This window comes from Pontixanthobacter rizhaonensis (assembly GCF_012972675.1).
Classification (GTDB): domain Bacteria; phylum Pseudomonadota; class Alphaproteobacteria; order Sphingomonadales; family Sphingomonadaceae; genus Pontixanthobacter; species Pontixanthobacter rizhaonensis.
In genome coordinates this window covers 1130563-1156773 of the sequence record NZ_JABCRE010000002.1, presented here as the reverse complement: position 1 = coordinate 1156773, position 26211 = coordinate 1130563, and the positions used below count along the sequence as shown (strand labels likewise).

The following is a 26211-nucleotide window of genomic DNA, read 5'->3' as shown; positions in this document are numbered from 1 at the left end:
GCTCGATTTTTTTCGTTAGTGCCATCGCTCTTTTTATCGCAGCGAAGGTTTTTCGGTTTCATCAAGGCGCCAATGATGTGGGTGGTAACGGGTTCTTTGATGGTGATGGAGGTTGTGACTAATGCCTAAAGTCACCGTAGACGGACAGGAACTCGAAGTTCCAGCAGGCGCGACTGTCCTTCAGGCTTGTGAGCTTGCGGGCAAAGAAATCCCGCGTTTTTGTTATCATGAGAGGCTGAGCATTGCGGGCAATTGCCGCATGTGTCTGGTCGAAGTGAAGCCGGGGCCGCCCAAGCCGCAAGCATCCTGCGCGCTGCCTGCTGCTGAGGGTCAGGAAATCCGCACCGACAGCGAAATGGTGAAAACCGCACGCGAAGGCGTGATGGAATTTCTGCTGATCAATCACCCGCTTGATTGCCCGATTTGCGATCAGGGCGGTGAGTGCGATTTGCAGGATCAGTCGGTTGCCTATGGCCGCGGTTCATCGCGTTATGATGCGAACAAGCGCGCTGTGACCGAGAAGTATATGGGCCCGTTGATCAAGACCACGATGACGCGCTGCATCCACTGCACACGCTGCGTCCGGTTCAGCGAGGAAATCGCTGGCGTTGACGAAATCGGCGCTCTGTATCGCGGCGAAGATATGCAGATCACCACCTATCTGGAACAGGCTGCATCGCATGAGTTAAGCGCGAACGTGATCGATCTGTGCCCGGTTGGCGCCTTGACGTCACGCCCATACGCGTTTGAAGCGCGCCCTTGGGAACTGAAGAAAACGCTCAGCATCGACGTGTCCGACGCTGTCGGTGCTAACATCCGCCTCGACAGTCGTGGCCGCGAAGTTATGCGCGCGCTGCCCCGCATCAATGATGATGTGAACGAGGAATGGTTGAGCGATAAAGCACGCTATCAAGTGGACGGCCTGACCAAGCGCCGTCTCGATAAAGTGTTCATGCGGAAACGCGGTAAACTGACCGAATCCAGCTGGGACGAAGCTTTCAAAGCTATCGCCAAGGCGAAACCCGGCAAGAACATCGCCGCGATTGCTGGTGATTTGGTTGATTGCGAAACGATGTTTGCAGCGAAAGCGCTTCTTGGCGCGATGGGCAGTACACTGCTCGAAGGCCGTCAGACCGGCATGGATTATGACGTGTCAAACTTGGCCGCCGTCAATTTCAACTCCGGCTTTGCCGGCATTGAGACGGCTGACGCGATCCTGATCGTCGGCAGTCACGTTCGCTGGGAAGCAGCCCTCGTCAATGCGCGTATTCGCAAAGCGGTGAAGAACGGTGCGAAAGTGTTCATTGTCGGCCCTGAGTGGGATCCGACATATCCTGCGACGTTCTTGGGCGATGATCTTGCAGTTCTGAACCGCATTCCGAAAGCTCTCGGTGATGCGATGAAGGCGGCGGAACGTCCGGCCGTTATTCTGGGCGGAGCTGCTCTGGCGAAGGGTGCGCTGGCCCCTGCGTTGAAGCTGGTTGATAAGTTCAAACTGGTTAGGGATGGCTGGAACGGCTTCAACGTCATGCACTTCTCTGCCGCACGCATGGGCGGGTTGATGCTTGGCTATGCGCAGAAAAACGGCATGGCGGATATCGTTAAGGCGAAACCGAAGGTCGTCCTGTCACTCGGTGCAGATGAAATGGATTTTGAGCCATTCGCAGACAGTCTGAAAGTCTATATCGGGCACCACGGCGATAAGGGCGCACATGCGGCGGATATTATCCTGCCAGCAGCCTCCTATGCGGAAAAAGACGGAACCTACGTCAACACCGAAGGCCGCGTGCAATTTGCCGAAAAAGCCGTGTTTGCGCCGGGTGATGCGCGTGAAGACTGGACCATTCTGCGCGCCTTGGCGGATGCGCTGGGCGTGACAGTCGGTTTCGATAGCTTTGACCAATTGCAGGCCGCAATGATGAAGGCAGTGCCGGCGCTGGGCGACGAAGGCTTGGCCGATTACGGTGATCTTCCGAAAGCCGATGCGAAAGCAAAGGCGGAAGGCGTAATTTCGGCATATCCGATCAAGGATTTCTACCTGACCAACCCCATCGCGCGGGCAAGCGCTGTGATGCAGCAATGTTCTCAGGAATTGCTTCACGCGGATGAGATGTTGGAGGCCGCGGAATGATCTATGTCCTGACTATTTCGCTGGCCCTCGCGATGGCGGGCGCGCTGATCTTCGGAGTGTTGCGTATTTCAATGTGGATGACGGATCGGAAAGAGGCTTCTGGCACGCATCCATGGCACGATTCGGGTCATGGAAATTCTGATGGCTACGGTGATTCCGGCGGCGCTGATGGCGGGGGTGGCGACTAATGACCGATTTCTTCCTCTCCCTCGGCATGAGCTATGAATTTGCGTGGTTTACCGCGACGATTTCCGGCATTTTGCTGATCACATTGCCGCTGCTGTTGGCGGTGGCGATGATCATTTATGTGGACCGGAAGGTTCTGGGCGCGGTTATGATGCGGCGCGGACCGAACGTGGTCGGCCCCTTTGGTCTGTTGCAGAGTTTCGCGGATGGCCTGAAAGTCTTCTTGCAAGAAACGATCATTCCATCTGCATCCAACAAAGTGCTGTTCCTTCTCGCGCCGATTATCACTTTCACAGTGGCGCTGGCGGCTTGGGCGGTGATCCCGTTTAATTCGGGCGCGGTATTGGCGGACATCAATGTCGGCTTGCTCTATGTCCTCGCCATCAGTTCGCTGGGCGTTTACGGCGTGGTGATTGCGGGTTGGGCGTCCAACTCCAAATATCCCTTCTTCTCCGCCATGCGCGCAGCGGCGCAGATGATTTCCTACGAAGTCTCCATCGGCTTCATTCTGGTCTGCGTTGTGCTGTGGGCCGGGTCGTTCAATCTCAACGACATTATTGAGGCGCAGCGTGGCCACGGTCTGGGTTTTGTGAATGCCTTTGCGTTTAACCCGCTGCTGTTCCCGCTCTTCGTGATGTTCCTGATCTCCGCAATGGCAGAGACGGCGCGCGCGCCGTTCGACTTAACCGAGGCGGAATCCGAACTCGTCGCCGGGTATCAGACCGAATACAGCTCGATGGCCTTCGCGCTGTTCTGGCTCGGTGAATATGCCAACATCCTGCTGATGTGTGCATTGTGCGCGATCCTGTTCTGGGGCGGATGGTTGCCGCCGTTTGAGTGGGAACCGCTTTACATGGTGCCGGGCTGGATCTGGTTCCTCGGCAAGACGTTCCTGTTCTTCCTGGTGTTCAGTTGGACTTGGGCGACGGTGCCGCGCTACCGCTATGACCAGCTGATGCGTTTGGGCTGGAAAGTCTTCCTGCCGCTGAGCCTGCTGTTTGTCTTCCTTGTTTCCGGATATCTTATGCTGACGAGGTACGGGGTATGATCGGTTTTCCTGTTTTGGCTGTCGCTGCATCTCTTGCAGGTGCGGGAATCGAATATGACTGTACCGCAGAGAAGCGTGTCCTGCTGATGAGCGATGAGTCTGATTGGTCTTACAGTGCAGACAAAGTGACACGCGAAGAGCAAGAAACTTTCCGTTGGACTTTCGTAACCTCCCGTTCGGAGGACGGCAGCTTGCTCGTCAGTCATGATCCCGGAATATTGGATGCTTTGGGTCTGGGTGGGCAATATTTGGCTACGGAAATCGCACCGCGCCAATTTGCGTTCGCAACACGCAAAGATTCGAACTGCTTGTTCACTGAAGAGGCATGCGGGGCGCTCGTACAAATCTCGGACTTTAGCGAGAAAAAAGCCAGTTTCTCGATTGTTCCCATGGGCTCTGTTTTGAAAGAGAACGGAGACCGTGAGAATTTCCAGATGGTGATGCTGGGTACATGTAAGAAATCGAAGGTGGCGCAATGAGCACCCTCACACACCTCATAAAATCCTTCACCCTATGGGAAATCGTCAAGGCGCATATGCTGACCTTGAAGTATTTCTTCAAACCCAAGGTGACGATCAACTATCCGTTCGAGAAGAACCCGCTTTCCCCTCGTTTTCGGGGTGAACATGCTTTGCGTCGCTATCCGAACGGGGAGGAGCGCTGCATCGCCTGTAAGCTGTGCGAAGCGGTTTGCCCGGCGCAGGCAATCACGATCGAAAGCGAACCGCGCGAGGACGGCAGCCGCCGGACCACGCGCTATGATATCGACATGACTAAATGCATCTATTGCGGCTTCTGTCAGGAAGCTTGCCCTGTAGATGCTGTGGTCGAGGGGCCAAACTTCGAATATGCGACCGAAACGCGCGAAGAACTGCTCTATGACAAGGCAAAATTGCTGGCGAACGGGGACAAGTGGGAGCGGGCGATTGCCGCGAACCTTGAAGCCGATGCGCCGTATCGTTAGGGGCCGCCCAGAAATGAGTGAGATCCGATGATCCAGACCTTAGCCTTTTATCTGTTCGCCGTACTGGTTGTGGCCAGCGGCGCGTTGACCATTTTGGCGCGCAACCCGGTGCATTCTGTGCTGTGGTTGATTGTGGCATTTTTTAACGCTGCTGGCTTGATGGTTCTGCTGGGCGCAGAATTCGTCGCGATGCTGCTTGTCATTGTGTATGTCGGGGCCGTTGCGGTGCTGTTCTTGTTCGTGGTGATGATGCTCGATATCGACTTTGCTGAAATGCGGGCCGGTTTCATCAAGAACTTCCCGCTGGGGATTGCGATTGCGCTGGTCCTGCTGGCGGAACTGGTGCTCGGCATCGGCGCATATCGTGCTGGCGGATTGGTATTGGGCGTAGCGGATGGTGCAAACGCCCCATTGGTGGGTGAGAGCAACATTACATCGCTGGGCGCACTGCTTTACGGCAAGTACATCTTCCTGTTCGAGGCAGCGGGTATCATCCTGCTGGTGGCGATGATCGGCGCAATTGTGCTGACCCACCGCCAACGCCCAGAAGGCGCGCGCGGACATCAGGATATAGGCAAGCAGAACCGTCGCCGTCCGGAAGACGCGACCGATCTGGTCAAACCCGAAATTGGCAGAGGGGTCGATTTGTGATTGGCGTCGAACATTACGTAGTCGTCAGTGCGATCCTGTTCGTGCTGGGCGTGCTTGGTATTTTTCTCAACCGGAAGAATGTGATTGTCATCCTGATGGCGATCGAGCTCATTCTGCTGTCGGTGAACATCAATCTGGTGGCTTTCAGCGCCTTTCTAGGTGATCTCACCGGCCAAGTGTTTGCGATGCTCGTCCTGACCGTTGCTGCGGGTGAAGCGGCCATTGGTTTGGCTATTTTGGTTATCTATTTCCGCGGACGCGGCACCATCGCCGTCGACGATGTGACCCGGATGAAGGGATAAGCACCGGTGCTCCAGAACTCCATCCTGCTCATTGTTTTCCTGCCGTTGCTGGCTGCCATCATTGGCGGATTGGGCAACAAGGCATTGGGCAACACACCTGTTAAGTTGCTGACAACGGGCGCGTTATTCGTGTCGTGTGCGCTTAGCTGGCCAATCTTTATCGGCTTCCTGACCGACAGCATGACGGCTGATGTTGTACCCGTTTTGCAGTGGGTCCAATCCGGCGATCTCAGCTTCGACTGGGAATTGCGGGTAGACGCGCTGACGGCGATCATGCTGGTTGTCATCACCAGCGTTTCCGCGCTCGTGCACCTGTATAGCTGGGGTTATATGGAGGAAGACCCGGATCAGCCGCGGTTCTTCGCCTATCTCAGCCTATTCACATTCGCGATGCTGATGCTGGTGACAGCAGACAATCTGGTTCAAATGTTCTTCGGTTGGGAAGGGGTGGGCCTCGCTTCCTACCTGCTGATTGGTTTCTGGTTTAAGAAACCAAGCGCGAACAAGGCCGCGATTAAAGCATTTGTGGTCAACCGTGTTGGTGATCTGGGCTTTATGCTGGGCATCTTCGGAACATTCCTGGTGTTTGGTACCACGTCAATTCCGGAGATCCTTGAAGCTGCGCCTGCTATGAGCGGGTCGACAATCGGTTTCCTTGGTTACCGCCTCCACACCATGGATATTCTGTGCATCCTGCTGTTTATTGGCGCGATGGGTAAGTCGGCTCAGCTTGGCCTACACACTTGGTTGCCCGACGCGATGGAGGGGCCAACACCGGTTTCTGCACTGATCCACGCGGCGACAATGGTTACGGCTGGCGTGTTCATGGTGTGCCGTCTTTCGCCAATGTTTGAAACTGCACCCGTCGCGCTTGGCATGGTGACTTTCATCGGCGCGGCAACGTGTATTTTCGCTGCGACGGTTGGTACCACGCAGTGGGACATCAAACGGGTTATTGCCTATTCAACGTGTTCGCAGCTTGGCTATATGTTCTTTGCTGCCGGCGTTGGTGCTTACGGCGTCGCGATATTCCACCTGTTTACGCACGCGTTCTTTAAGGCACTGCTTTTCCTCGGTGCGGGTTCTGTGATCCATTCGATGCATCACGAACAAGACATGCGCTATTATGGCGGTCTGCGGACGAAAATCCCGGTCACCTTCTGGGCGATGATGTTTGGTACGCTCGCGATTACCGGCGTGGGTGTCTATCATCTGGGTGCTGGCTTTGCCGGTTTCTGGTCGAAAGATGCGATCCTAGAGGTTGCGTTCGCTCGCGGCACCGATCTGGGAATGTTCGCATTCTGGATGGGCGTGACTGCGGCGCTGCTGACAAGCTTCTATAGCTGGCGTCTGATGTTCTTGACCTTCTGGGGTAAACCACGCTGGATCGAGAGCGAGCACATCCAGCATACGGTGCATAAGACCCCTGAGGAAGTTGGTGAGGATACGACCGGCGGTTACAAACCGCATGAAAGCCCGATTGTAATGTTGATACCGTTGGTGCTGCTATCCGTTGGTGCAATCGCCGCTGGACAGGTATTTGCGCCAAGCTTCCTGGACGATGCCGGTTTCTGGGCAGGTTCGATATTCTATAATGAAGCACTGATCCATGCGATGCACGCAGTGCCATACTGGGTGAAGTACTCAGCCTTTGTGGTCATGCTGCTCGGCCTTCTCGGCGCGTGGATGGCCTATATCAAAGACACTTCCATTCCGGGTAAGTTCGTTGAACAGTTCCGGTATGTGCACCAGTTTGTGTCGAATAAGTGGTACTTTGACGAGCTGTATGACGCGATTTTCGTCAAGCCTGCTTTCTGGATTGGGCGGAAATTGTGGATCATCGGCGATCAAGGGATCATCGACCGCTTTGGACCCAATGGCGCTGCCTGGGTGGTCGAGAAGGGCGCTATCGCGGCCAAGAAGGTCCAGTCCGGATATTTGTATAGCTACGCGTTGATCATGCTCCTCGGGCTGGTCGCGGCAATCACTTGGATTTTGATGTAATGGACGGCTTTCCGATCCTTTCCGTAATGCTCGCGGTGCCGCTGGTTGCAGCGGTGCTATGCTTGTTCCTTGATGCCAATGGTGCGCGGTGGACGGCTCTGGGCGCTACTCTGGTCAATCTGGCATTGGGCATTGGCCTATGGCTGAGCTACGAAGTGGGCGGCCCGCAATGGCAATTTACCGAGCGGGCTGACCTGTTTGCCGGTTTCAGTTATGCGCTGGGTATTGATGGCATTGCCTTGATGTTGATCGTGCTGTCGGTGTTCCTGATGCCAGCCTGTATTTTGGCAAGTTGGGACAGCATCCAAAAACGCGTTGGTGAATATATGGCGGCGTTCCTGATCATGGAACTGCTGATGATCGGTGTTTTTGCAGCGCAGGATATGTTGCTGTTCTACATCTTCTTTGAAGCGGGTTTGATCCCGATGTACTTGATCATTGGCATTTGGGGCGGCGATAACCGGATTTACGCCAGCTACAAATTCTTCCTCTACACCTTGCTCGGCTCTGTCCTGATGCTGATCGCGATGCTGTGGATGATCAATGAAGCCGGGACGACTGATATCCCGACGCTGATGCAATATGACTTCCCACCGGCGGCACAAACGTGGCTGTGGTTGGCGTTCTTTGCCAGCTTTGCGGTGAAAATGCCGATGTGGCCGGTGCATACATGGTTGCCCGATGCACACGTTCAGGCGCCAACGGCCGGTTCGGTTATTCTGGCGGGCGTGCTGCTGAAAATGGGAGGCTACGGCTTTATCCGGTTCAGCCTGCCCATGTTCCCAGAGGCTTCTGCGCAATTCGTATGGTTGATCCTGGGGCTGTCGATGGTTGCTGTGGTGGTGACTAGCCTGATTGCTCTGGTGCAACACGATATGAAGAAGCTGATCGCCTATAGTTCGGTTGCCCACATGGCGATTGTGACTGCGGGCTTGTTCGCCTTCAACGTGCAAGGCCTGGAAGGTGCGATGATCATGATGCTCAGCCATGGCTTGGTATCGGGCGCGTTGTTCCTGTGCGTTGGGATTATTTACGACCAGCTGCATACACGAGAGATTGACCGGTATGGTGGTCTGTCGATCAATATGCCCAAATATGCGATCTTTTTCCTGTTGTTCACGATGGCCAGCATCGGTCTTCCGGGGACCAGTGGGTTTGTGGCAGAATTTCTGAGCCTTGCGGGTATTTATGAAGTGTCCAGCTTAGCCACATTTGTACTCACCACAGGTATCATCTTGGGCGCGGGTTACATGCTATACCTCTATCGCCGGGTTGCATTTGGCGAACAGAAAAATGCTGATGCCGCAGCCATGCGTGACTTGAATTTGCGTGAGTGGTTTATGCTAGGGCCTATCGCGGCAGCAGTATTGTGGATGGGTGTCTATCCGGAGAGTTTCCTTGCACCGATGCGTGCGGACATTGCTGCACTGGATGCGCGTTTGGCACGGGCCGCCCCTGAAGGTGATGCCAAGTTAGTAGCGGGTGAGCCTTTGACGGCTGCGGCCAATGCAATGCCGGACGGCGAACATGGTGAGGGCCATGGTGATGATCATGGCGATGATAATTCTGAGGGACCAGAATAATGGATATCGTTAACTCCCTCGCGCTCTCATCGCCTGAGATACTGCTGACGATCAGCGGGCTAATCTTGCTGATGGTGTGTGCGTTTGTCGGTGACAAAGCCGCACGTATTGTAACCATCCTGGCGGTCGCTGCGTTGTTCGGCGCGACTGCGATCACTGCAGACTTTCTCACCAATCCTGCCTTTGAATTGGGCGGTGATGCATGGGCCGGTATTTACCGGATGGATGCGTTTGGTAGCTTTTCCAAAATCCTGATCTATCTGGCCGCGATTGGCTGTTTGATCGTCACCCCGAAATTCTTTGATGCCACGGGCGAATATCGTCCTGAATACCCTGTTCTGATGCTGTTTGGTGCAGTGGGCATGGGGCTGATGGTGTCTGCGGTTGATTTGATGACCCTTTACATGGGGCTCGAACTGACCAGCCTTGCTTCATATGTTCTGGCCAGCTTTACGCGAAGCGATGACCGGTCCGCAGAAGCGGGTCTGAAATACTTCGTCTTGGGCGCTTTGGCGTCAGGTATTTTGTTGTACGGTATGAGCCTGGTCTACGGTTTTACCGGCTCCACAAACTACATTGGCATCCGTGTTGCCTTGCAAGACGGGCTGAGCACCGGGGCATTATTTGGTATCGTGTTCGTTTTGGCGGGGATGGCGTTCAAAATTGCAGCCGTACCGTTCCACATGTGGACGCCAGATGTTTACGAAGGCGCACCAACGCCGGTAACCGCATTCTTTGCAACCGCACCAAAAGTGGCTGCGATCGTGATTATGATGCGGATCGCGCTCGATCCGTTTGGCGGCCAAAGTGATGCTTGGCAGCAGATCGTTATATTCGCCGCTTTGGCATCGATTGTGGTCGGCGCATTGGGCGCTATCAGCCAAGACAACATCAAACGTCTGCTAGCTTACAGTTCTATCAACAATGTTGGTTTTATTCTGATCGGCCTTGCGGCGGCGACGGAAGCGGGCGCAGCGGCCATGCTGGTGTACTTGACGATCTACGTTGCCATGTCATTGGGCAGTTTCGTTGTCGTGATGATGATGCGCGATGCGGACGGCAAGCAAGTTGAAGAGATTTCCAAACTTGGTGGACTGTCCCGGTCTCAACCTTGGTTGGCGCTTTGTATGGCGATGATGATGCTCAGCTTGGCTGGTATCCCGCCATTGTTCGGGTTCTGGGGTAAGTTGGTGGTGTTCCAAGCTGCCGTACAGGCGGACATGGTGTTGCTCGCGGCTCTTGGTATCGCGGCAAGCGTTATCGGCGCGTTCTATTACCTCAAGATCGTCAAGATCATGTATTTTGATGAGCCTGCAGGCGTCGTTGCACCTTCGCATGATACAGCCCGCTGGGCCGTGTTGGCAGTTACTGCGCTGATCGTGTCGCCTTTGGGCTATCTGTTGATAGTTCCACTGGGGGCTTTGGCCAGTCGTGCGGCAGCAGCGCTGTTCTTCATCATTTGATTGAGCACATAGCCGAAACTGGCTCTACCAATGCCGATTTGGCGAAGCGGTTGCAATCAGCCGCTCTTGTCAGGGAGGGGGATTGGCTGGTCGCAGACCGCCAGATGGCCGGCAGGGGCCGTCAAGGGCGCGAATGGTTCGATGGATCGGGTAACTTTATGGGGTCGACGGTTGTGCATCCGGCACCCGCTGATCCGCCCATCTCCAGTTTGGCTTTGGCGGCAGGTCTTGCGCTGTTTGAGGTGTGCCAGCCGCTGTGTCCCGATAACGCTTCCCTAATATTGAAATGGCCAAACGATCTTTTGCTGAACGATGCGAAGCTTTCAGGTGTGTTGCTTGAAGGAAGCGCTGGTGCTGTCATCGTCGGCATCGGGGTCAATCTGGCGAAAGCTCCAGACCTTCCGGACCGGGCGACCGCCGCCTTTTCGGATTATGGGCCCGCGCCAGACCGGGATCACTTTGCCGAAAGTTTGCGATCACAGTTCTCTATCGAATTGGAACGGTGGCGGACATACGGACTTGAACCGTTGCTGCGCCGGTGGATGGTTGTTGGGCATCCGGTGGGCACGGCGCTGTCGGTTCATGATAGCAGCGCGGATGTCCAAACGGGCACATTCGATGGGCTTGCCGATGATGGTTCTTTATTGCTGCGCTTGGCGGATGGCTCGACCCGTGCCATTCACGCTGGCGATGTACTGCTTGATTAGAGGAAACAGATCATGCTGTTGGTAGCCGATGTCGGAAACACGAACGTCGTCTTCGCCCTATTTGATGGTGAGGAGATCAAGACACGCTGGCGTATAGCCACCGATCCGCGCCGGACCGGAGATGAATATGCGGTGTGGCTGCTTCAATTGATGAAAATTGAAGGTCACGCCCGCGAGGATGTCACCCAGATCATCTTTGGTTCGGTTGTACCGCGTGCCGATCACAATCTAACCGTTTTGTCACAGAAGTATTTCGGGATAACGCCGCTGATCGCCGGCAAAGGTGATGCCGCTTGGGGCTTTGAGATAGACGTAGATCACCCAAGCTCTTTAGGTGCTGATCGCGCGCTCAATTGTGTGGCCGCCCATGCACAATATCCCGGCGATTTGATCGTCGTCGACTTTGGTACAGCAACAAAGTTTGAAGCTGTCGATTTCAACGGCACATATAAAGGCGGTATTATTGCGCCGGGAATCAACCTGTCGCTCGATGCGCTGGTGGGTAAAACGGCCAAATTACCTAGGATCGCCATCCGGACGCCGGAAACGAAAAGCGTTATCGGGCGTAACACAGAGGACCAGATGCTGATTGGGGTGTTCTGGGGCTATGTGTCGATGATGGAGGGCCTGATTAGGAAGATGCGAGACGAGATAGGCCGCCCGGTTCGGGTGGTAGCCACTGGCGGTCTCGCAATACTGTTCGACGATAATACTGAAATATTCGATGTGGTAGACAATGATCTCACCATCCAAGGCTTAGCGATCCTGGCAGATCGTGCGGGCAAGAAGGGCAAATCCCAGACGTGAAAAAGAACTTTCGACCAGAAAAAGAACTGCTTTTCCTTGCTTTAGGTGGGTCTGGTGAGATTGGCATGAACGTCAATCTCTATGGCTGTGATGGCAAGTGGATGATGGTCGATTTGGGGATGACATTTTCCGGAAATGAATATCCCGGCGTCGACTTGGTGTTCGCTGATCTGGAGTTCATCGAGGACCGTTTGGACGACCTCACAGGTATCGTTTTAACTCACGCGCACGAAGATCACATCGGAGCTGTGCCGTATTTTGCCGCTGAGTTGGATGTACCCCTTTATGCGACGCCGTTTACCGCGGAACTGGTAAAACGGAAGCTGCAAGAGGCAGGCCTGTCGGGCCAGGTCGAGCTCAACATCATTGATGATCTGGAACAATTCCAAGTTGGCCCGTTCGGTGTCCGTTATGTGCCGCTGGCGCACTCCATCGCGGAAGGGAACGCGCTGGTAATCGACACGCCCTACGGGCAAGTTTTCCATACCGGTGACTGGAAACTTGATGAAGACCCGATCATTGGCGAACCCACCAGCGAAGAAGAATTGAGGGCCATCGGAGACGACGGTATCCTTGCGCTGGTGTGCGATTCCACCAACGTGTTCAATCCCAACCCCAGCGGTTCGGAAGGGGCCGTCTATCAGGGGTTGTTGGAAGAGGTCGGCAAGCACACCGGCAAACGTGTTCTGGTGACTACGTTCGCTTCCAATGTCGCCCGATTGCAGACCTTGGGGGAAATAGCGAATGAGACAGGCCGGCAAATCTGTGTCGCCGGGCGGTCGCTGGACCGGATTGTGGAAGTCTCCCAGGCGCATGGGTATCTTGCAGATTTTCCAAAGCCTGTTGATTTCGACACTGCCATGCGCTTGCCGCGCGGGGATGTGATGATCGTTGCAACCGGCGGGCAGGGGGAGCCGCGTGCAGCCCTGTCGCGGGTGGCAGATGGCAATCACCCGATAGAGCTGGTGCGCGGCGATGTTGTGCTGTTTTCCAGCCGCCAGATCCCCGGCAACGAGATCCCGATTGGTAAGATTCAGAATAAATTGGCGGATCGCGGTATTGTGATGGTGACTGACCGGCAGAGCATGATCCACGTATCAGGCCACCCGGGGCGTCCTGAACTGGAAGCCATGTATAGCTGGCTGCGTCCTGAAATCCTCGTTCCCGTCCACGGGGAAATTCGTCATATGCGGGAACAGGTGCGGGTAGGGCGCGAAGCCGGAATTGAACACAACGTCTTCCAGAAGAATGGCGATATTGTCCGGCTTGCACCCGGCAAACCAGGTAAGCTGGCTGAGGTACACTCAGGCAGATTGGTTCTGGATGGGGATTTGATCGTACCGGCGGATGGGGAATCCATCGTGATGCGCCGCCGTCTTGCCCACAATGGGCTGGTGATCGTGGCGCTCAGCCCTTCATTGCAGCCGACCATTGAAGGGTATGGCCTGCCGCTTGATGAGGATTACGAGGATTTCTTGAGCGAAGCGAAGAGTGACGTCATGAAGGCTATCAAAGGGCTGAAAGGCAACGCGCACAAAGATATGGGGCAAATTATGGAAGCAGCCCGCCTTGCCACACGCCGGGCAACACAGCGTTGGAGCGGTAAGCGGCCGCAAGTCAAAGTCATGATGATCGGGGATTAAGGCGATGGATCTAACATCGATAATCGCAATCTATGCATTGGTCTGGGTGATGACGGCGTTCGTCTCATTGCCATTCGGCATCAAAACACATGATGAGGCAGGCATCGCCAAGGTGCCCGGCCAAGCCGATAGCGCGCCCGCCAACTTCCGTCCGGGCCGGCTGCTATTGCGCGCAACCATCATTTCTGCCGTCCTGACGGCTCTTTACGTTCTGAACTATACCTATGGTTGGATCGGTGTTGATGCGCTTAACGTATTCGGCGAGCCACCCGCTCCAGAGGCAGATTACTCCCGCAACCGCTGAATGGCTTGGGCCAGCGCCACGTACAGTTTACCCATATCGGAACTGAGCAATGTTACGCCCAAGGCATTGCCATCACGGGTGGATAGCATTGAACGCAGCATTGCTTCGAAATCGTGGATGTACCGGCTCACATTCTCGCGGAAGTCAGCATCCTCGTCGTAAATTTCGGCTATGTCGCGGGCCTCTGTATTGTCGAGCAAGCGCACGGCACGGCGGGTAAAGATACCGCGATCACCGCGCAGGTAAGATGCCCAGGCGGTATCTGTCACATCGGTATCTATCGCCTTGGCGATATCGATTGAGTTAGAATTGAGGCTTTCTGTGATCAGGGCCATTCTGCGCGCAAAGTCATTACCGACTTGTTCTTCAGCCTGTTCGCGGGCTCTCGCGACACGCGTTTCAAGGCTTCCGGCCAGCTCGTTCACTTTCGACAGTTGATCCCGCAATTGTATGGCCGTGTCGCGGCCAGCATTTGCGGCCGAGCGGGAAGCTTCCTCCAGCCGGGCAATTGATTCCTTCGCGCTTTCATTCAACGTCCGGTCGAGTACTTCGCCGGTTTCCTTGCCGACATTCGCCGCCAGAGCGAGGACACTCTCACGAACGCCGAGTTCTATGGTCGCTGGGGCAGTTCTCGCGGCTTCTTCGAGCGCTTGTATCGCATCGCGAAGTTGATCTTGCGCTTTGGCGGACAAGATGTCGCTTTGCTCGTTCAGCGTTGCCAAACTGTCTGCCAGACCCGCAATCGTTTGGCTCGTACCTTCGTTGGTCGTTTCCAGATTTTCGCGCATCGTATCGACATCTGCAATCGAAGCTTGGGCTGTTTCGCGTGCGGACAGAACATAAGCCGACAGATCCTCGCCGCTCGTTTCAGCTGCCCCGACCACATCTCGCAGACCTTCTGCCTCCACGCGGACTTCCTTCAAGCGGTCTTCCGCAACTGTCAGCGCTTCGGGTAAGTCCGCAGAGCTATGCTGCACGCTAGCTTGGATCAGCTCCAACAAGCGAACGGTCGCGTCGGTCAGCTCGCTTACCGCATTATCGGTCACTGCGAGCGTTTCTTTGCTCTGCGCCAATTTGGTTTCGAGCCTATCGGCACCGTCTGATAGCGATGTTGTCGTGCTGCCGCTCAGCTCGGCGATTTCTTCGAGAGACTGCTGCAGGTCAGCAAACTTCGCTGCGATCATTTCGCTATGGGCAGATAGAGTATCCGCGCCTGCTTGCTGAGCCTCTCTACGCTCGGTAATATTACTATCCAATATATCCAATTTCTCGGATAATTTGGCGAATGCCTGTTCTTCATCTTTAGCCAATTGATCCCGGCGAGATCGCAATTGATCCATCATCCGCGCGTCGCGGTCTGCCAGATTGGCTTCAAAGGCTTCGGCTTCTTCCCGCAAGACAGAGAGTTTGGCATTGGCGGCATCCATGCCTCGCTGATCAACGCGTTCGACTTCCGCAATGGCTTCAATCAGTTGCTGCTTCAAAGCCGCGATCCGATCTTGCCACAAGCCAAGAGCCATCGCTTCGCTTTCCTGAACAGAGTTAGAGACGGTGCCAGCTTCTTCACGAATAGCCAAAAGCCGCGCTCTCAGCGAGCGTAGAGCCTCTTCCTCTTCTTCTTCCAGGGTTGAGCGGGAGGTGGCAAACTCGTCTGCCAATGCGTCCGCCCGGCGGCGGGCGGCAGCCAAATTTTCAACTTCGCGGCTGTCCAACTCAGCACGGAATGTTTCGCTGGTGTCCTGCAAAGCGGTAAAGCGAGCAGAGGACAGCTCGCCCATTTGTGTGGTGCGCCGTTCAAACTCAGCGACAAGATCGTCCAGTTCGGCGCGTATTTTGGATACCCGACCGGTGTTGGTTTTACTCAAACCCTCAAGGTTTTCGAACCCGCCGATAAGTTCTGCAATTTGCCCTTGGGCGGTCTCGCCCGCATTTCCGATTTGATTGGAAACGTCGCGCGCAGAATTGGCGATAACGGGCAGATCGTCCCGCAGACGGTCCATATTTTCCAACGCTTTCGTGCTGACATCTGCGATGGAATCGATTTGGTCAGCGTTCAGCGCGACGAGCGATTGTATATGGTCCGCATGTTCGGAAAGCCGTTCACTGGCGATCCTGCCAACTGAATCCAGTTCGCGTGATTGCGAACTTAAAAACTCTCTCGCCAAGCTGAGTTCGCGATTAACCGTAGTCAACCTATCTTCCAGCAGGGCTGATTCAGTCGATAGGCTATGGGCAATCTCTCCAAAGCGTCTGGCTTCGGTTTTGCTATTGCGAGTCGCGAGAATCCATACCGAAACAATCAGCAAAACGGGCACTGACCAGGCGGTAATCCAGCCGGTCCATTGTTGCGGCGTGCCGCCTGAAAGAAGCTCTGACTGATGAGCCCACCCATAGAATCCGGTCCATGCGCACACTCCAAGAACGGCCAGTGTGGGCGCTATCCACCTGAAGTTGCGGGCAGGAGTTTCATCATACTCCCACGCCTCTTCGTCCTCTTGAATGAACTCGTCATCCAGTGAAAGGGCAGCCTCCGCTTCGCCAGCGTCGGTGTCCACAAGCGCATCTTGCGCATCTTCTGGGCCAATCGCCCTGATCTTTGATCCCCCGGTCATACCCGGAATCTAGCAGTTTTTGGCAAAGGATAAACCCTGCTTTAACCTTAGGGCGCGTAGTTCTGTAACTATGGTATATGAAAACGGCTCTTTCGACGCGACTCTGGCTGCTGCTGCGGGCGATGATCCAGCTCTCTTGGCAGAGCTGCGGGGTGCATTCGCCGAGAGTTTGGAACGGCAAATAGATCTGTTGAAGCGATCCAGATGTGATGCCAATTGGATCATGGCAGCGCACCGGCTTAAGGGGATCGCTGCCAGTTTCCATGCTGACCAATTGCTGGCGTTGGCCAATGAAGCCATCGAAACCGTCCCTGGCGAACCGACGGTTATCCGCCGGATCGAAAAATTCTACGCAGATTTTTCGTCGAGCTGAGCACATCGCCAGCGGTTCGCTTGGCACTTCTACCATAACCCAGTAACAGGCAGTTCAACGAGGAGCTGCCATTATGTTGGTTGCGTTATTGTCATCGCAGGAATTGGCATCCGATGCCGGCTCAACCCCGCGCGGATTTTTGCGTGTGGGCGGTCAAAGCATTCTTTCAAGACAAGTGAGTTTCGCACTCAATTCCGGGTGTGAGAGAATTATATGCCTCGTGGATGATCTCAGCCCCGAGATCGTTGATATCCAGCACCGCGCCGAGCGGGCAGGGGCTGTGTTTCATGCGGTGCGCAGTACGATAAATCTCTCCGGGATGGTGAGTATTGCGGATGATCTGATGGTTATTTCTGATGGATTGGCTTTCGACACTGATATTGCGGCGGCGCATATCGGCCCGCATCGATCCGTTTTAACAATCGCAGCGGATCCGGCTGTAAATACGGGTTTTGAAAGGCTGGATCGGGACAGGGCTTGGGCGGGTATCATGGTGATTGCTGGTGCGCTCGTTGAACAACTGGCTGAGATGCCGAGCGATATTGACCCTCAATCCAGTTTGTTGCGCTTGGCTTTGCAGAACGGAACCGGCTGCGTTGCGGTGCCTGATAAGGCGGTCACGGATAGCCATTGGGTATTGGCAAGTTCGGCCCAGCTGGCTCAGAATTTTGAAACCAGGTGGTTACAAGATCGCACCGAGGTCGCTCCTTTTATAGCGCCGACTTACAGATTGGCTGATCAGGCCGCGATTACCGTTACTAAGAAGCACCCTAATTTGCGATTGGCTGCCGTTCTCAGCCACGGCGGGATGCTGGTTCTTTTGTCGATCGCCGGGTTGTTAGGATATTTTGGCTATGCGTCGATCGGTTTTGGGGTTGCAGCGCTGGCTGCATTTTCGCGACGGTTCGCCGGAACACTGTCAGTTGTTCTGAGAGACACGGCAACCACCACGCAGAACGTCGCTTATGAGGCGTCTCTGCTGGCCTTAGATGCTGTTCTGGTTGGTTTATGTATCGTGATTACCCCAGCGCATGATCAGATAGAGATGGGGTTTGCTGCCGTGATGTTGATCGGCCTTTTACGGGTAACAGAACTAATTTTGGGGAATTCTTTGTGGCGATCATGGCAGGCTTTAGGAAGCGATCGCGGTGTTCTGTCGCTAGGGTTTTTAGGCCTGGCATTCACCGGAGCCTTTATGGTTATTCTTCAGATACTTGCGGTAGCCGTACTGATGGTTCTTTTATTTCAAAACTATCGAGCAAGGCTAACGCCAACTTAACCATCCTGAGCTAAGAGAGCGCAATGAGCGACGCTGCCAACCCTTCGAATGCTTCTATCCCCGTTGAGGGAGTGTTGCGCGATGAATTGGCTCACGGCGATGCAGTACTGGGTACAGTTGCGCCTATTTTGGGGCATCTTGTAACAAATTCCGGCAATGCACTTTTTAGCGATCAAGTGGTCGCACATATCCGCGGCACTGCGGAAAGCATGGCTACCCAGTTGCTTGGAGCTCAGGCCACAGCCGCTGAAATTGAAGACCCGCTCGCATTCGTCTCGCACCGTAAGCCCGATCTTGCGGCTGACTTACTGGCGGACAATAGCTTCCTTTCCCATTGCCATGCTCTAACGGTCGAAGCCCAATTGGCCACGCGGTTGGAGCAGAGGAACGCGATTGATTTGGTGTTGTCGCCTTTACTGCAGGCTTTGATCTCTTCTGATGATCCGGAAACAGCCAGTTTGGCAATGGCGGCGTTGGCTGCCCAGGCTCGGTTCGTCCAGCAGCAGAAGCGGATGGAGCTATCGATCAACGACTTGCCCGGTGATCTGTTTCATTCCGTGCTACTGATTTGGCGCAACTTTGCTGCAACAGACCCTGATCAGATTGTCGCTCAGGCAGAGATGCAATTGCGGTCTGTGTATGACGAATCAGCCAGCCGGGTAGGGCTCCTATCGCGCTTAGTATCCGGGATGGGTAACGGCGCGCTGGCGGCATTATCGCTCAGTCATGCAGGTGTTGCGATTTTTCTGACAGCGCTTGCCAAGAGTTTAGGGCAAAGCCGCGATATCGCTACGATGTCCACTAATGATCGCCAGTTGGGCAGATTGGCGTTGGCACTTCGGGCTGCGGGTTTAAAACCGCGCCAAGTGGAAGAGCAGTTTGTCCATATCCACCCGGAGGTAGCTTTGCCTGAGGGCTTTGAGATGTTGCGAATTGATAAAGCGGCTGAGATTCTAGCCGAATCTGCTGGTCGGATGGCAGGCTGATCCTATGAGCGCTTTATCTGGATCTTTCATGGCTCGTGCATCTACCGATGCTGACAATCGCTTGCTGCAAGCGCAGGAGCCGCTTGCGACCCTGCAAGAGCGCTGTGGGGGGACGCTGCCGGGCGAAATTGCTATTCCGGAATTGCGCGAGCTGGTTGCAAAGGTTCAGGAATCGCAATTGCGTCTAGCGCGCACAGTCACGGCTTTTGATGGCGAAGAGATCATAACAGCCTGGATCGAAGCGGCACCCAATGCAAAAAAGGACGGCGGCTGCTTTATTGGTGTGGCCAATTGGCAGAGCGAGCCTGTTCCCGAAGAAACCGATACGTCGCAGCTGAACCGCAAACGTGATGTCGACCAATCCGCTGCCGAATTAACTGCCCGTCTGGATACGAAACAGTGTGTTCTTACGGTGGAAAGTGAGGCCCGCGACCTAGCTGACCTTACTGCTAGAATGCGGGAAGCCCGCGGACATCCCTGGACGGATCTGATCGCAATTAAAGGTAACAGCCACCAACAACCGCTCCATTGGCGTCTCCTCGACGGTGCAGAGTGCGAAATCGAAGGCTCCGATCGTATCTGGACGGCCAGCTTGGTGCCTTTGGGCCGACCTGACCCGGGGAGTGGTGGGTTTGATCTCTATCTCGTCCCCAACAGGCCTTTGGTAGACCGCCGTAAAGCCGGATCCCGACCGGCCCAATCGACAATGCATTCTATTGGCCGTGACTTGTCGCCCGTGCTGCGGCAGCCGATCGCTCGTATTATCGCCAATGCAGAGACAATTCGGTCAAAAATGGCTGGGCCGCTGGCTGAAGAATACAGCAACTATGCTGCCGATATTGCCGCCGCCGGACAACATCTGATGGGCCTGATTGAAGACTTGTCAGATCTTGAAGTTGTGGAATCAGAAGGGTTTTCCACCGCGCCTGACCATATTGATGCGGGCGATGTGGCGCGACGGGCTGTTGGTATTTTGGCGGTCCGCGCACAAGAGAAGAACATTCAGTTGCAGGTTCCCTCCGCAGCCGAACCGAAACTCGCGACAGCCGAGTTCCGAAGAGTTTTGCAGATATTGCTCAACATCATCACCAATGCGATACGCTACTCACCAGATGGATCGCCGGTTGACATCGCTATCGACGAGACCAAATTCGGCCCGCGAATTATCGTGAGCGATATGGGGCCGGGTCTAAGTGATGAGCAGCAGGCCGTCATATTTGAGAAATTTGAACGTTTGGGCCGTACCGGAGATGGCGGGTCTGGTCTTGGACTATATATCTCAAGGCGGATCGCCCGAGCGATGGGCGGCGACCTCACAGTAAAAAGCGCGCCCGGTAAGGGGGCGCGCTTTGTACTTGATTTACCGGCGGCCGAAGCCGCTTAGCGGTTTTGTTTGTTAGCGTTTGCCAACCGGCACGTAATCCCGCTCTGTCGGACCAGTGTACAGCTGACGTGGACGGCCAATCACCTGGCCTGGATCAGAAATCATTTCGTTCCATTGTGCTACCCAACCGACTGTGCGTGCGAGCGCGAACAGGGCGGTGAACATCGTTGTCGGGAAGCCAATCGCTGACAGGATCACGCCAGAGTAGAAATCCACGTTCGGGAACAGCTTCTTCTCTTTGAAATAGTCATCGTTCAGCGCCATTTCTTCCAGTTGCAGCGCAACCTCAAAGACTGGGTCGGTGACATTCAATGCTTCGAACACTTCACGGACCGTTTTTTGCATCACAGTCGCGCGGGGATCATGGTTTTTATATACTCGGTGACCAAAGCCCATCAGGCGGAATGGATCATTCTTATCCTTGGCCCGCTCGATATAATGAGGAATGCGGTCGGGCGTGCCGATTTCGCGCAGCATGTTAAGAGCTGCTTCATTGGCGCCGCCATGGGCTGGACCCCAAAGGCACGCAATGCCTGCAGCAGTACACGCGAACGGGTTGGCACCTGACGAACCAGCGAGGCGGACAGTCGATGTTGATGCGTTCTGTTCGTGATCGGCATGCAGAATGAAGATCTTGTCCATTGCGCGTTCGACAGCTGGAATGACTTCATATTCTTCAGCGGGCACGCCGAAAGTCATACGCAGGAAGTTGCCGGTGTAAGACAGCGAGTTGTCCGGGTCCATAAAGGGCTGACCGATGGAGTACTTATAGGCCATCGCCGCAATCGTAGGCATCTTCGCGATGAGGCGATGACTGCTGATTTTGCGGTGTTCCGGGTCGGAAATATCCGTGCTGTCGTGATAGAAAGCGGACAGTGCACCAACTACACCGCACATGATCGCCATAGGGTGGGCATCCCGACGGAAGCCCTGATAGAACTGGCGAAGCTGATCATGCAGCATCGTGTGGCGCGTGATCGTGTAATTAAAGTCGTCCAATTCCTCGCCCGATGGCAGCTCGCCATTGAGCAGCAGATAGGCAGTTTCCATGAAGCTGGAATGTTCTGCCAACTGGCCGATTGGATAGCCACGATGGAGCAATACGCCTTCATTACCGTCAATGTAGGTAAGGGCGCTCTCACAGCTGGCGGTCGATTTGTAGCCGGGGTCAAAAGTAAAGGCTCCGGTCGCCCCATACAGCTTGCGGATGTCGACCACATCGGGACCGACACTGCCTTGCAGCACGGGAAATTCGTGGGTTTGCCCGTTTAGTTCCAGTTTCGCCTGATTATCGGCCACATTCATTCTCCTTCAACCCGATCTTTTCGCCAGCTTGGTTCAGTCGAGACTTACTGAAACTGCCTGAGCGTCAATTCGCGCAAGAGCCTCGTCTCGTCCGAAAAGGACCAGCACATCGAAAATCCCGGGTGACGTTGTCGTTCCGGTAAGCGCGGCTCGCATGGGCTGCGCTATTTTGCCGAAGCCCAGTCCGAGCTCCTCAGCAAGTGACTTTGTACTGGCTTCGAGCGCGTCGAATGTCCAGTTCTTTTCTGCTGCCAAACGGGCGGAAACAAGCGAAAGATATCCGCGGCCCTCGTCAGTCAGAAACTTTTGCGCTTTCTCAGTCATTTCCAGCGGCATTTTGGCAAAGATGAAGCCTGAGCCATCGACCAATTCGTGGATGTTTTTTGCACGGGGCTTCAGCAGCGGCATGGCTCTGGTGAGCAAGTCCATCTCGCTTTCGTTTTTCCCGCCCTGCATATCCGCTACCAATCGCGCCAATCGCGCATCATCGGCTTGGCGAATATAATGCCCATTAAGGTTTTCTAGCTTTTTGATATCAAACCGTGATGGGCTTTTGCCGACACCGTCTAGGCTGAATAGTTCGATTGCTTCAGCGCGCGAAACCTCTTCTGTGTCACCGTGAGCCCAGCCCAGGCGGAGCAGGTAGTTGAAGAGCGCTTCAGGCAAAATTCCCATTTCATCGCGATAAGCATCAACCCCCAACGCACCATGACGTTTGGATAGTTTCGCACCGTCAGATCCGTGGATCAGCGGGATGTGGGCATAAGTCGGGTCGCTCCAACCTCCTTCTATCGCATCCATCGCCCGATATATGGGCAGCTGGCGGAAGGCATTATTCAAATGATCATCACCGCGGATAATATGCGTACAGCCCATATCGTGGTCATCCACCACTGCGGCGAGCATATAGGTTGGTGTGCCATCTGCCCGCAGGATGATATAGTCATCGATCTCTTCATTTTTCACGGACACATCGCCTTGAACCAGATCCGTGATTGTTGTTTCGCCATCGACTGGCGTTTTGACCCGGACGGTAAAGCTGGCGTCTGCCGGTGCTTCACTCGGGTCGCGGTCGCGCCACCGGCCATCATAGCGTAGCGGCAGCTTGGCGGCTCTTTGCTCGGCCCGCATTTCTTCTAATTCTTCCGGCGTCGCGTAACAGCGATAGGCATAACCGTTCTCAAGAAGAACATTGGCCACTTCCGCGTGACGCTGTGCGCAGGAGGATTGAAACGTTGGCTTTTCATCATAGTCCAGACCCAGCCAGTCCAGTCCGTCCAAAATGGCATCAATGGCTTCTTGAGTAGAGCGTTTCTTATCGGTGTCTTCGATCCGCAATAACGCTTTCCCGCCATAGCGACGCGCGAAAAGCCAATTAAACAGAGCCGTGCGTGCGCCGCCGATGTGCAGAAAGCCGGTGGGTGAAGGGGCAAACCGGGTGACAACTTTACCCACTTCAATACCGCTAGAGCTTGCCATAACCACTTGTTTCCTATCCAACTCTGTCCATGGCGACCGGCATCCCAAACGTACCGATTGAAGGCGATACCGCTGACGAGCGCCAAGATGCTGATGCCAGCCCAAATGCTGCAGTGCAGCGCCAATGGCGGAGCGAACGGCTATTGTCCAGTTTTGGTGACCAGTTTGACCGCTTTTTGGGGCATTCGGGGTTCGACAAGGGACCGTGGTTGACGGTGGCGTTTTCAGCCGGGATCGCGGCATGGTTTAGTTTGGACCGCCAGTGGCAATGGTCTGCCGCTATCGGAGTGGCTGCTATTGCCGGAATTTGGGCTTTAGCAGTGTGGCGGGGCCTGGAAGACCGAACTGAACTGCGTCAGGCGGTGATCGCGGTCGCAAGCGTGTTCGCTTTGGGAGTGGCGGTGATCTGGCTGAGGTCGGAGATCGTTGGTGCAGAGCCTTTAGACCGGCCGCAAGTCAGCATCGTTGATGCCCGTATTCTGGAGCGGGATGAACAGCCTGCCCGTGATCGTGTTCGTCTGATACTCGCTATGCGCAACGCGGACACTGGCACTGCCCAGAAAATCCGGGTCAATGTGCCGATTGCGAATGACGCCGCGGGATTGGAAGAGGGTGCCCGCATCCGATTGCGGGTTAGGTTGATGCCCCCAGCACCGCCAATGCTGCCTGGGGCGTATGATTTCTCTCGCGCTGCGTGGTTCAAAGGGTTGTCAGCAACCGGCTCTGCGCTAGGCGAAATCGAGCTGCTGGAGCCTGCCCAAAAGACCGAGTTGTTGGCGGAAACCCAGCGTAGGCTTGCTGCGCATGTCAGAAGTAATTTGGATGGATCTGCCGGGTCCATTGCGGCGGCATTGGCGAGCGGTGATCGCGGCGCAATCAGCGATGCTGATGAAGACGCTATGCGCGATGCGGGACTTACGCATTTGCTCTCCATCAGTGGGCTTCATGTGAGCGCAGTCATCGCTGCGGCCTATTTGCTGGCGATCAAGTTGCTTGCGCTATTTCCCTATGTAGCCTTGCGGTGGCGTTTGCCTATTGTTGCGGCGGCGATCGGGGCGTTAGCAGGGGTGGGGTATACCCTTTTGACCGGAGCTGAAGTCCCAACGGTACGCAGCTGCGTTGGCGCCATTCTGGTGCTGATCGCATTGAGTTTAGGGCGCGAACCTCTGTCGCTACGCATGGTTGCTGTGGCTGCGTTTTTTGTGTTGTTGTTATGGCCCGAAGCACTGGTCGGCCCGAGCTTCCAAATGAGTTTTGCGGCGGTGATAGCGATTGTCGCTTTGCATAATTCCCAGCCGGTGAAAGACTTTCTGGCCCCGCGAGAGGAAAGCTGGCTGGCAAGGATATCGCGCAGAACACTGATGCTGCTGATAACAGGTTTAGTGATTGAGATAGCGCTGATGCCGATCGTCCTGTTCCATTTTCATCGGGCGGGGGTTTATGGGGCGTTTGCGAATGTCATCGGAATACCTTTGACTACCTTCGCATCGATGCCGCTAATTGCATTGGCTCTGCTGCTCGATATTGTCGGGTTGGGTGCGCCCGCATGGTGGCTGGCAGGTAAGTCGCTGGATTTGCTGATCGGCATTGCCCATTTCACAGCCGAGCAGCCGGGGGCGGTGAAGTTGATGCCGGAAATGAGCGGCATGATCTATGCGCTGTTCTTGATTGGCGGCTTGTGGCTGGCTCTGTGGCGCGGCCCGGTGCGACTGGCAGGGTTTATCCCATCCGCCATTGCCACCATGCTGTTTGTCGGGCAGCCGCCGCCGGACTTGCTGATATCGGGTGATGGCCGGCATGTCGGCGTCACGGGGGAGGGCGACCAGCTGCTGGTCTTGCGCGACAGCCGAAGCACATATGCCCGCGATAATTTGCTGGAACAGGCCGGGATGGACGGTGTGCCCGTTCCATTGGCCGATTGGAAAGGCGCAAATTGCAGCCGTGACTTCTGTTCATTGACGGTCGAACGTCAGGGAAAATCTTGGCACATATTGATGGCAAGAAGCCGTGACCGTGTCGAGGCCTTGGCATTGACTGCTGCTTGTGACCGTTCCGATATCGTTATCGCTGACCGGTATCTGCCCAGATCATGCAAACCACGGTGGCTAAAAGCAGACCGGCGGCTGCTCGATCAGACAGGGGGGCTATCCATCCACTTGAGCGATGAGAGAATTCAGTCGGTATCCCAATCAATGGGCAATCATGGCTGGTGGCGCGGCGAGGAAGCGAAACGCTAACCCGCCGCGCTATTATCAATGGTAACGGCGTAACAATCCGGCCAGCTTGCCTTGCACTTCAACTTGGCCTGGCTGATAAACCTGCGGCGAGTAGGAGGCATTGGCTGGATCGAGCCGAACCATACCCGCGTCTTTGTGCAGATATTTCAGAGTAGCTTCTTCATTATCAACCAAGGCGACAACAATCTCACCATCGCGGGCAGTGTTTGTTCGTTTGATTAAAGCGAAGTCGCCATCAAAAATGCCAGCGTCGATCATCGAGTCACCAGACACTTCTAGCGCATAGTGATCTCCGGGGCCGAGCAGAGCAGCTGGCACAGGCAAGCTGCTTTGGCCTTCCAGTGCTTCAATCGGCGCACCGGCGGCAATCCGCCCGTGCAGCGGCAATTCTATCACATCATTAGCTGGCTCTGGCTGCCGTTGTGGCGGCGTGATCGTCCGAGAGACCGCAGCACTGACCGGATCGTTCGCCGCAGCCGGTACCGCGTTATCCGGCAATACATCTTCCGGATTTTTCAAAACCTCCAAAGCGCGGGCTCGATTGGGGAGGCGGCGAATGAAGCCGCGTTCTTCCAAAGCTGAGATCAGCCGGTGAACACCGGATTTGCTTTTCAAATCCAACGCGGCCTTCATTTCCTCAAACGAAGGCGAGATACCTGTTTCTTCCAATCGTGCTTGGATAAACCTAATAAGTTCGTGCTGCTTTGCTGTCAGCATGGGGCAATGCTCCTTAGCCGCCTGTTCCAGTTCATTCACCACAATG

General features: G+C 55.1%; 23 protein-coding genes. 19 read left to right on the top strand and 4 right to left on the bottom strand.

The genetic code is table 11. The annotated features are described in order from the left end of the window. Positions 1-121 precede the first annotated feature (121 nt). The 14 genes from nuoG to HKD42_RS05425 are packed head-to-tail and all read left to right on the top strand — an operon-like array spanning position 122 to position 13793. Positions 122-2131, top strand: coding sequence for an NADH-quinone oxidoreductase subunit NuoG (gene nuoG, locus HKD42_RS05490; protein ID WP_170011025.1), 2010 nt, complete (start codon positions 122-124; stop codon positions 2129-2131). Further along, the gene (locus HKD42_RS05485) at positions 2128-2319 is read left to right on the top strand and encodes a hypothetical protein (RefSeq protein ID WP_170011023.1); all 192 of its coding nucleotides are present in this window, start codon (positions 2128-2130) and stop codon (positions 2317-2319) included. The genes nuoG and HKD42_RS05485 overlap by 4 nt, the downstream gene beginning before the upstream one ends. Next, on the top strand, positions 2319-3365 hold the full coding sequence (gene nuoH / locus HKD42_RS05480; RefSeq protein ID WP_170011022.1) for an NADH-quinone oxidoreductase subunit NuoH: 1047 nt from the start codon (positions 2319-2321) through the stop codon (positions 3363-3365). The genes HKD42_RS05485 and nuoH overlap by 1 nt, the downstream gene beginning before the upstream one ends. Further along, positions 3362-3844 carry a hypothetical protein gene (locus HKD42_RS05475; protein WP_170011020.1) on the top strand — a complete coding sequence of 161 codons (483 nt, stop codon included), beginning with the start codon at positions 3362-3364 and terminating at the stop codon, positions 3842-3844. The genes nuoH and HKD42_RS05475 overlap by 4 nt, the downstream gene beginning before the upstream one ends. Beyond that, positions 3841-4329 (top strand): NADH-quinone oxidoreductase subunit NuoI, encoded by a 489-nt coding sequence (nuoI, locus tag HKD42_RS05470; RefSeq protein ID WP_170011018.1) that lies wholly within the window; start codon positions 3841-3843, stop codon positions 4327-4329. The genes HKD42_RS05475 and nuoI overlap by 4 nt, the downstream gene beginning before the upstream one ends. Positions 4330-4356: 27 nt before the next feature. After that, positions 4357-4980 carry an NADH-quinone oxidoreductase subunit J gene (locus tag HKD42_RS05465; RefSeq protein WP_170011016.1) on the top strand — a complete coding sequence of 208 codons (624 nt, stop codon included), beginning with the start codon at positions 4357-4359 and terminating at the stop codon, positions 4978-4980. Beyond that, on the top strand, positions 4977-5282 hold the full coding sequence (gene nuoK, locus HKD42_RS05460; protein ID WP_170011014.1) for an NADH-quinone oxidoreductase subunit NuoK: 306 nt from the start codon (positions 4977-4979) through the stop codon (positions 5280-5282). Before HKD42_RS05465 ends, nuoK begins: the two co-directional genes overlap by 4 nt. A gap of 6 nt (positions 5283-5288) precedes the next feature. Further along, positions 5289-7286 (top strand): NADH-quinone oxidoreductase subunit L, encoded by a 1998-nt coding sequence (gene nuoL, locus HKD42_RS05455; protein WP_170011012.1) that lies wholly within the window; start codon positions 5289-5291, stop codon positions 7284-7286. Further along, positions 7286-8869 carry an NADH-quinone oxidoreductase subunit M gene (locus tag HKD42_RS05450; protein ID WP_170012133.1) on the top strand — a complete coding sequence of 528 codons (1584 nt, stop codon included), beginning with the start codon at positions 7286-7288 and terminating at the stop codon, positions 8867-8869. The genes nuoL and HKD42_RS05450 overlap by 1 nt, the downstream gene beginning before the upstream one ends. After that, positions 8869-10332 (top strand): NADH-quinone oxidoreductase subunit NuoN, encoded by a 1464-nt coding sequence (nuoN, locus tag HKD42_RS05445; RefSeq protein ID WP_170011010.1) that lies wholly within the window; start codon positions 8869-8871, stop codon positions 10330-10332. Before HKD42_RS05450 ends, nuoN begins: the two co-directional genes overlap by 1 nt. Then, positions 10329-11039, top strand: a complete 711-nt coding sequence (locus tag HKD42_RS05440; protein WP_170011008.1) for a biotin--[acetyl-CoA-carboxylase] ligase — start codon at positions 10329-10331, stop codon at positions 11037-11039. Before nuoN ends, HKD42_RS05440 begins: the two co-directional genes overlap by 4 nt. A gap of 12 nt (positions 11040-11051) precedes the next feature. After that, a complete protein-coding gene (locus tag HKD42_RS05435) occupies positions 11052-11846 on the top strand; it encodes a type III pantothenate kinase (RefSeq protein ID WP_170011006.1) in 795 nt (264 codons plus the stop codon). Then, positions 11843-13489 carry a ribonuclease J gene (locus HKD42_RS05430; protein ID WP_343042194.1) on the top strand — a complete coding sequence of 549 codons (1647 nt, stop codon included), beginning with the start codon at positions 11843-11845 and terminating at the stop codon, positions 13487-13489. The genes HKD42_RS05435 and HKD42_RS05430 overlap by 4 nt, the downstream gene beginning before the upstream one ends. A gap of 4 nt (positions 13490-13493) precedes the next feature. Beyond that, a complete protein-coding gene (locus HKD42_RS05425) occupies positions 13494-13793 on the top strand; it encodes a DUF1467 family protein (RefSeq protein WP_170011005.1) in 300 nt (99 codons plus the stop codon). Here HKD42_RS05425 and HKD42_RS05420 read toward each other — a convergent pair. Continuing rightward, on the bottom strand, positions 13775-16405 hold the full coding sequence (locus HKD42_RS05420) for a coiled-coil domain-containing protein (protein WP_170011004.1): 2631 nt from the start codon (positions 16403-16405) through the stop codon (positions 13775-13777). The two genes, HKD42_RS05425 and HKD42_RS05420, sit on opposite strands and share 19 nt — an antisense overlap. A gap of 70 nt (positions 16406-16475) precedes the next feature. Between HKD42_RS05420 and HKD42_RS05415 the strand changes: the two genes are divergently transcribed. From HKD42_RS05415 to HKD42_RS05400, 4 genes are all read left to right on the top strand, one after another. After that, the gene (locus tag HKD42_RS05415; RefSeq protein WP_170011003.1) at positions 16476-16778 is read left to right on the top strand and encodes an Hpt domain-containing protein; all 303 of its coding nucleotides are present in this window, start codon (positions 16476-16478) and stop codon (positions 16776-16778) included. Positions 16779-16953: 175 nt separating this feature from the next. Continuing rightward, the gene (locus HKD42_RS05410; RefSeq protein ID WP_211483494.1) at positions 16954-18057 is read left to right on the top strand and encodes a hypothetical protein; all 1104 of its coding nucleotides are present in this window, start codon (positions 16954-16956) and stop codon (positions 18055-18057) included. A gap of 23 nt (positions 18058-18080) precedes the next feature. Next, entirely contained in the window at positions 18081-19043 is a 963-nt protein-coding gene (locus HKD42_RS05405) for a hypothetical protein (RefSeq protein ID WP_170011001.1), read from the top strand. A gap of 28 nt (positions 19044-19071) precedes the next feature. Then, on the top strand, positions 19072-20427 hold the full coding sequence (locus HKD42_RS05400; RefSeq protein ID WP_246236749.1) for a sensor histidine kinase: 1356 nt from the start codon (positions 19072-19074) through the stop codon (positions 20425-20427). A gap of 12 nt (positions 20428-20439) precedes the next feature. Here HKD42_RS05400 and HKD42_RS05395 read toward each other — a convergent pair whose 3' ends face one another. Continuing rightward, the gene (locus HKD42_RS05395) at positions 20440-21726 is read right to left on the bottom strand and encodes a citrate synthase (protein WP_425500365.1); all 1287 of its coding nucleotides are present in this window, start codon (positions 21724-21726) and stop codon (positions 20440-20442) included. 39 nt (positions 21727-21765) lie between these two features. Continuing rightward, on the bottom strand, positions 21766-23211 hold the full coding sequence (gltX, locus tag HKD42_RS05390; protein ID WP_170010998.1) for a glutamate--tRNA ligase: 1446 nt from the start codon (positions 23209-23211) through the stop codon (positions 21766-21768). 29 nt (positions 23212-23240) lie between these two features. Here gltX and HKD42_RS05385 point away from each other — a divergent pair, with 29 nt between their 5' ends. Beyond that, positions 23241-25448 (top strand): ComEC/Rec2 family competence protein, encoded by a 2208-nt coding sequence (locus HKD42_RS05385; protein WP_170010997.1) that lies wholly within the window; start codon positions 23241-23243, stop codon positions 25446-25448. Positions 25449-25463: 15 nt separating this feature from the next. Here the strand turns inward: HKD42_RS05385 and lexA are convergent, their stop codons facing one another. Further along, complete coding sequence (lexA, locus tag HKD42_RS05380) at positions 25464-26165, bottom strand: transcriptional repressor LexA (protein WP_170010996.1); 702 nt, start codon at positions 26163-26165, stop codon at positions 25464-25466. Between the last annotated feature and the right edge of the window lie 46 nt (positions 26166-26211).